This window comes from Vibrio sp. 070316B, assembly GCF_013114115.1.
GTDB classification, from domain to species: domain Bacteria; phylum Pseudomonadota; class Gammaproteobacteria; order Enterobacterales; family Vibrionaceae; genus Vibrio; species Vibrio chagasii_B.
Genome location: NZ_VTYC01000058.1, coordinates 1 through 6367, shown reverse-complemented (window position 1 = coordinate 6367; position 6367 = coordinate 1). Strand labels below are relative to the sequence as shown.

Annotated in this window: 6 protein-coding genes and 4 tRNA genes; 7 read left to right on the top strand and 3 right to left on the bottom strand. The window is 43.9% G+C overall.

Annotated features, from left to right (window positions below):
* Positions 1 to 681: 681 nt before the first annotated feature.
* Both pssA and F0251_RS24015 read right to left on the bottom strand, forming a co-directional pair.
* Complete coding sequence (gene pssA / locus F0251_RS24020) at positions 682 to 2022, bottom strand: CDP-diacylglycerol--serine O-phosphatidyltransferase (RefSeq protein ID WP_061034338.1); 1341 nt, start codon at positions 2020 to 2022, stop codon at positions 682 to 684.
* A 91-nt stretch (positions 2023 to 2113) separates the two neighbouring features.
* On the bottom strand, positions 2114 to 2545 hold the full coding sequence (locus F0251_RS24015; RefSeq protein ID WP_061034337.1) for a GNAT family N-acetyltransferase: 432 nt from the start codon (positions 2543 to 2545) through the stop codon (positions 2114 to 2116).
* Between the two features lie 66 nt (positions 2546 to 2611).
* Here F0251_RS24015 and murB point away from each other — a divergent pair, with 66 nt between their 5' ends.
* The gene (murB, locus tag F0251_RS24010; RefSeq protein WP_116871561.1) at positions 2612 to 3658 is read left to right on the top strand and encodes a UDP-N-acetylmuramate dehydrogenase; all 1047 of its coding nucleotides are present in this window, start codon (positions 2612 to 2614) and stop codon (positions 3656 to 3658) included.
* Positions 3655 to 4620, top strand: coding sequence for a bifunctional biotin--[acetyl-CoA-carboxylase] ligase/biotin operon repressor BirA (gene birA / locus F0251_RS24005; protein ID WP_171731968.1), 966 nt, complete (start codon positions 3655 to 3657; stop codon positions 4618 to 4620). Before murB ends, birA begins: the two co-directional genes overlap by 4 nt.
* A gap of 6 nt (positions 4621 to 4626) precedes the next feature.
* On the opposite strand, the gene coaA is transcribed toward birA, so the two are convergent.
* Positions 4627 to 5550, bottom strand: coding sequence for a type I pantothenate kinase (coaA, locus tag F0251_RS24000; protein WP_171731967.1), 924 nt, complete (start codon positions 5548 to 5550; stop codon positions 4627 to 4629).
* 209 nt (positions 5551 to 5759) lie between these two features.
* Between coaA and F0251_RS23995 the strand changes: the two genes are divergently transcribed.
* The 5 genes from F0251_RS23995 to F0251_RS23975 all read left to right on the top strand — a co-directional run.
* Positions 5760 to 5835, top strand: a tRNA-Thr gene (locus F0251_RS23995).
* Positions 5836 to 5879: 44 nt separating this feature from the next.
* A tRNA-Tyr gene (locus tag F0251_RS23990) sits at positions 5880 to 5964 on the top strand.
* A 39-nt stretch (positions 5965 to 6003) separates the two neighbouring features.
* Positions 6004 to 6078: transfer RNA gene (locus tag F0251_RS23985), tRNA-Gly, on the top strand.
* Between the two features lie 13 nt (positions 6079 to 6091).
* Positions 6092 to 6167, top strand: a tRNA-Thr gene (locus tag F0251_RS23980).
* 41 nt (positions 6168 to 6208) lie between these two features.
* Positions 6209 to 6367: GTP-binding protein (locus tag F0251_RS23975; protein WP_253643689.1), on the top strand; the 159-nt coding region annotated here is incomplete at its 3' end.

The window sequence follows — 6367 nt, the reverse complement described above, 5'->3', positions numbered from 1 at the left end:
GAATACCGGCCTGTCACGCCGGGGGTCGCGGGTTCGAGTCCCGTCCACTCCGCCACTTATTAGAGAAGCCCTGCTAGAAATAGCAGGGCTTTTTTACATCTATCAAAAATGTATATTTAGTAATCAATTGGCGAATAGATAGAATGACAACTCAACTACATCAAACCTTTTAGAAAGCCTAGTCTTACGACTAGGCTTTCGTCGTTTCTGGGGGTTGATAATTTGGTCTTCTACCAATGAGTCCCGCTCGTGTACTAGTCAGATGGAATACAAGTTCAGCTATTCATACTAAGCCCACGCACAACTTCTTGGGCTTTTTTACATTTGAATCCCTGTGTTAGCGTTTTGGTCGAGAGCGTCTCTCAAAAGGTTTACCGGTTTCAGAAAGAACGAACTAGGTGTGTCCGCCTTTCGTCATTTATCAGAAGGCCTAGCCTTACTACTAGGCCTTCGTCGTTTCTAGGTAATGGTCTTTTGCTCTTCAAATAACAAGTCCTCGCTACTGTCGGCCTAAGCTATTCTCTGGTGTTCAATGGAGCTGAACCCCTAAAAATTATATGGCGAGTATTGATTGAACTAGTTACTCACTATGTTTGCGAGTGCGTACAGAGAGGCGACTTATGAATACAAAAACGCCTAGCGTTTGCTAGGCGTTGATAAATCATATCTTGTGTATATTCACTAGAGTATTTGTTTAAGTACTCTGTCAGCTTTGACTCGAGTGATCTTGCGAATCAGCTTTTGAACTTCTTCTGGGTAGCTATCTACTTTGTCTAACTGCTTATAAGTACAAATAAGCTGAGTGTGTTGAAGAATGTTATCTACTTCAGCTTGGAACTTATCAGTTAGGTGGTGATAGTTGTCCTGAATAAAGATTCCGTTCTCTAGATCTAGTTTCCAAGCTCTAGGGTTTAGGTTATTACCAGTAAGCAGCATATAGCGCTTATCGACCCAAATGCCTTTCAGGTGGAAGCTGTTAGAGTCGTGTCGCCAAAGTTGAATCGATAGATTGCGGCTTGCAATATGAGCTTCATTAGCTTTAGCAAAGCGACGTAAGTTCATCTCATAAAGATATGGTAGACCACCAATCGTTTTAAACTCTTCCTCTGGAGAGATGAAGAAATCATTCGCGGTTTTATCACCAACCACAATGCTGACCTTTACTCCACGTTTGAGTGCTTTCTTCACTTCTTTAGCTAGGCTAGGAGGAAAGTTAAAGTAAGGGGTACAAATGAAGATCTCGTCTTTAGCCTGAGCGACCAGTTGATTGATGCCTTGGTTAAGACGATTACGTCGTTTGCCGATGCCTACTAGCGGTGTTACGGCAACTTGCTCTGGTGATACTTCCTGACCATCAAATTGGTACTGAGATCTGGCTAGAGATGCACGAAACTGGCGGATCGCTGGCTTTAGCTCTTTAGTAGCTGGCTTGTTTTTATCAGCTAAGTCGTAAACAGCGCTGTCAGAGATCATTTGTTCATGCACGTAGGCAAACATTGAGTCTGCCAGTGTCGCGTTGTTTAAAACATGGTAGCGGTCAAAGCGGTAGCGCTCGTGATAGTTCAGGTAGATATTATTGAGGCTTGCACCACTGTATATCACGCTGTCATCAACGATAAAGCCCTTTAAGTGCAATACGCCAAAGACTTCTTTACCACGAACAGGAATGCCGTAGACAGGAACTGAATGCTGATATTTTTCAGCAAACTCTTTGTACATGGCTGCATTGCCTTCAGAAGACTCTGCACCAATCAATCCGCGTTGAGCTCTGTGCCAATCAACACAAACGCTCACATCTAGATCTGGATTCTTTTGTTTTGCTTCATATAAGGCAGTTAGGATCTCACGGCCAGCCTCATCATCTTCAAGATACAAAGCGACTAAACTAATACGAGTCGTTGCGCGAGCTATCTCATCAAGTAGACGAATTCGAAACTCTTGCGCTGATAGTAGTACTTCAAACTTATCAGGATTCTGCGCTATGGTTGGCAACTGTATGAATGGATTCCTACTGGCAATCATATTGACTGTTTTACCTTAAAAATATGCAAAATTGCGAACCTTTAATTTTACCAAAGGCATAGCCCCAAATACTAGATAATCGAGGCATTCTCTAACAATTTTGCTGATATTGCATAGGAATGAGATCTTTTCCGCTATTTGAATAACGCTCATATAAAACCCGTAAGGCGTTCGGTAGCTGTTTAGAATCGATCTGCACAAATTGGTGTCGAGTGTAGAAGCTTGTAAGATGCGCATAGGCAAAGCAGTAATCATTCTCTGTGAGTGTGTGCTTTGCACAGTACTCCATTAGTTGGGAACCTAACTGTTTACCGCGATGTTGCTTCGAGATCGCCATACCTGTCAGTAAGCGCGAGTCTTCTATCGTACGAAAACGGACGACACCACAAAGTTCGTCATCAAGTAAGAGTGAATAGATTAACTCACTTTTATTGGCTTTCCCTGTTGGGTAGTGCTCTTTATAGAAGCGTTTAACAAGGGGAACCTTTACTGGGTCTAATTGAGTAATGATGACATTGTTCATTCAGTCACTGCGCCACTGGTTTATCTGCTGTAGAATGAACGCAGTGTAAGTTAATTGAATATCGCCATGCAATTCCATCTCAATGCTAGTTTAAAAAACGTTCATACCTTTTCTATTGATCAAAGCTGTGATGCTTTGGTTGAAGTGACCACGATTGAAGAGTTGATCTCGGTTTATCAGGACCCTAAATGGCAATCTACGCCTAAGCTGATGCTAGGAAAGGGCAGTAACATGCTTTTCACTGAGCATTTTGCAGGCCTTGTCATTATCAATAAGCTGTCTGGTATTACCTTAACGGAGTCGGACAACAATCATTTACTCCATGTTAATGGTGGTGAGGATTGGCCAAGCCTAGTTAAATGGACCGTTGAGCAAGGTTTTGGTGGATTAGAAAACCTAGCCATGATTCCGGGTTGTTCTGGCTCAGCGCCTATCCAGAACATTGGTGCTTATGGAGTTGAGCTACAGGATATATGTGAATACGTCGATATTCTTTGTCTGGATACTTATACAGTTAAGCGATTAAGCAAAGAGGAATGTCTCTTTGGTTACCGAGATTCGATTTTTAAACACGCCCTTTACGGCAAAGCTATTGTGGTCGCGATTGGCTTAACTTTAGCGAAAGCATGGCAGCCATGTAATCACTATGGCCCCTTGAAAAGTCTGTCTGAAGAGACACTTTCACCTCAAACGATATTTAATGAAGTATGTGCTATCCGATCGAGCAAATTGCCAGACCCTTCTGTTCAGGGTAATGCTGGCAGCTTCTTTAAAAACCCGGTGATCAGTAAAGATCATTTTGATCGCTTGCAGTCTGAGTATCCAACGATTGTGGGCTATGCGAGTGAGAATATGATCAAACTCGCTGCTGGTTGGCTGATCGATCAATGTCAGTTTAAAGGTGTGAATCAAGGTGGCGCTCAGGTTCATCCAAATCAAGCACTTGTGATCATCAACTATGATGAGGCGACGGCCGTTGATGTGCTTAGGTTAGCAGAACGAGTTCGTCAGGCTGTGCTAGATAAGTTCGATATTCGCCTGGAACATGAGGTTCGCTTTATGGGAAGAGATGGTGAGACAAATCTCGACAAGGCTTTGGAGGCGTTAGTATGAGAGAGCACAGCACTAAGCTGGCACTGTTAAAATGCCTTGTTGATGGTGAGTTTCATTCTGGCGAAGACCTCGGTGAGGTGATTGGGGTATCTCGAGCTGCTATAAGCAAGCACATCAAGGGTATTCAAGAGTGGGGTTTGGATATCTACCGTGTACAGGGTAAAGGCTACAAGCTAGCGGACCGATTGGACATGCTGGACCATGAGCGACTATCTGCTACTAATAGTAACGCGTCTCTTGAACTGATCCCTATTATAGGGTCGACCAACCAACACCTGTTAGATCGCACCAATGAGCTAGAATCTGGCTCGGTTTGTGTTGCTGAATACCAAGCCTCTGGTCGCGGTCGTCGTGGCAGGGAGTGGGTATCACCATTTGGAGCCAATTTATACCTTTCGATGTACTGGAGACTCGACGCTGGGATGGCAGCTGCGATGGGCCTAAGTCTTGTTGTCGGGGTTGCGGTTGTTGAGGCTCTGGAAGAAATGGGTGTTGAAGGCGTGAAACTCAAATGGCCAAATGACCTTTACCATAACGATAAGAAACTTGCGGGAATCTTAGTTGAGCTGTCGGGGCAATCTGGCGGTGCTGCTCATATTGTGATTGGTTTAGGGCTTAATCTCTCTATGGATCCTGCTACCTCAGGTATTGGTCAGCCGTGGACCTCGCTTAAAGAGGTGTGTGATGGTCAAGTCCCAGATCGTAACCATTTAGCACAGACCCTAATAAACGCATGGGATAAGGCGCTGGTTGATTACGAAATGAAAGGGATGTCGAACTTTGTAGAACGTTGGAACCGCTTGGATAACTTCTTAGGTCGCAATGTGAAGCTGATTATTGGACCTAGAGAAATTGAAGGTGTCGTACAAGGTATTGATGAGCAGGGTGCGGTGTTACTCAAAACCGAGAATGGTATCGAAAGTTATATCGGCGGTGAAATCTCACTAAGGAAAGGTAGCTAGACCTTCCTATTTTCTTAGTAGTACTTCTTCAACCATGTGATCTGCACCTTTTCTTAGAATTAGGTGCGCCCGCTCTCTGGTTGGAAGGATGTTCTTCTCTAGGTTCAACCCATTGATTGAACTCCAGATCCCTTCTGCTTTATCCAATGCCGCTTGGTTCGATAATTTAGTGTAATGACTAAAGTAAGAGCCCGGCTTGGTAAATGCCCCTTCTCTAAACTTCATAAAGCGGTTGATATACCACTCTTTGATTTGCTGGCTGTCTGCATCCACATAGAGTGAAAAGTCCAGGAAGTCAGAAATGAACACACGGTGTGGCTCGTGTGGGTAGTTCATTCCACTCTGTAATACGTTTAGGCCTTCAATGATCAACACGTCAGGTAGGTCAACACACTTAACATCATCAGTAATGTTGTAAGTTAGATGCGAGTAAACTGGCGCGGTGACGTTTCTTTTGCACGCCTTGACGTCTGAGACAAAATTAACTAAACGCTTAATATCGTAAGACTCAGGGAAGCCTTTCTTACTCATCAAGCCTTTCTCTTTCAATACTTCATTTGGATATAAGAAACCGTCAGTGGTGACGAGCTCAACTTTTGGGTGGTTTTCCCAACGAGAGAGCAGGGCCTTAAGTAGACGGGCGGTTGTACTTTTACCTACCGCAACACTGCCGGCAATACCAATAATAAATGGTGGTGCTTTCTCTTTTTTATCGAGGAACTGGTGAAGTACTGAATTGCGGTTTTGTCTGGCTGCCACATAGAGGTTCAATAGACGAGAAAGCGGCAGGTAGATCTCCACAGCTTCTTCCATGGTGAGCTTTTCATTGATGCCTTGAAGCTCTTTTAAGTCGCTCTCAGAAAGTGTCATCGGAACTAAATTCCTTAGTTCAGACCAGTGTGTACGGTCAAATGACATGAATGGGCTCATACAAAACTCTATAGTGGATAACAAAACAAGTGCATGGAAAATACATCAAGCGCTAGATAAATAAAATATCTTCCTGTACTAGATGCGGGTTAAAGACGGAAACCTTGAGCTAAATAGTCGTATTCGAAGTTTGAGCAGAGAATTTTGCACTTTTTTTCAATTTGCTATTGCAAGGTGGAAAATCATTCAATAAAATGCGCCCCACTTGTGCCGACTTAGCTCAGTAGGTAGAGCAACTGACTTGTAATCAGTAGGTCACCAGTTCGATTCCGGTAGTCGGCACCACTTTCTCCCTTCCTTTAAGGCTGCGAGAGAAAGCTCAAAAATTTGGAGAGGTTCCCGAGTGGCCAAAGGGAGCAGACTGTAAATCTGTTGGCACTGCCTTCGATGGTTCGAATCCGTCCCTCTCCACCATATTCTAAAGGTTAAATAGCTCAAACAGAGTTACGTGTTGCGTGCATCGTATAATGGCTATTACCTCAGCCTTCCAAGCTGATGATGCGGGTTCGATTCCCGCTGCACGCTCCAACTCATTTTGTGTGCTGATATAGCTCAGTCGGTAGAGCGCACCCTTGGTAAGGGTGAGGTCCCCAGTTCGACTCTGGGTATTAGCACCAGTCTAAAGCTTCTTCTCCTTTAATAAAGAAAACCATTTTTTTTGGTTGCGTGGTCTTATTTTAAGCCACCTAATCCGTACCTAGAGGGACACCCCATGTCTAAAGAAAAATTTGAACGTACGAAACCGCACGTAAACGTTGGTACTATCGGCCACGTTGACCACGGTAAAACAACTCTAACTGCTGCTATCTGTACTACA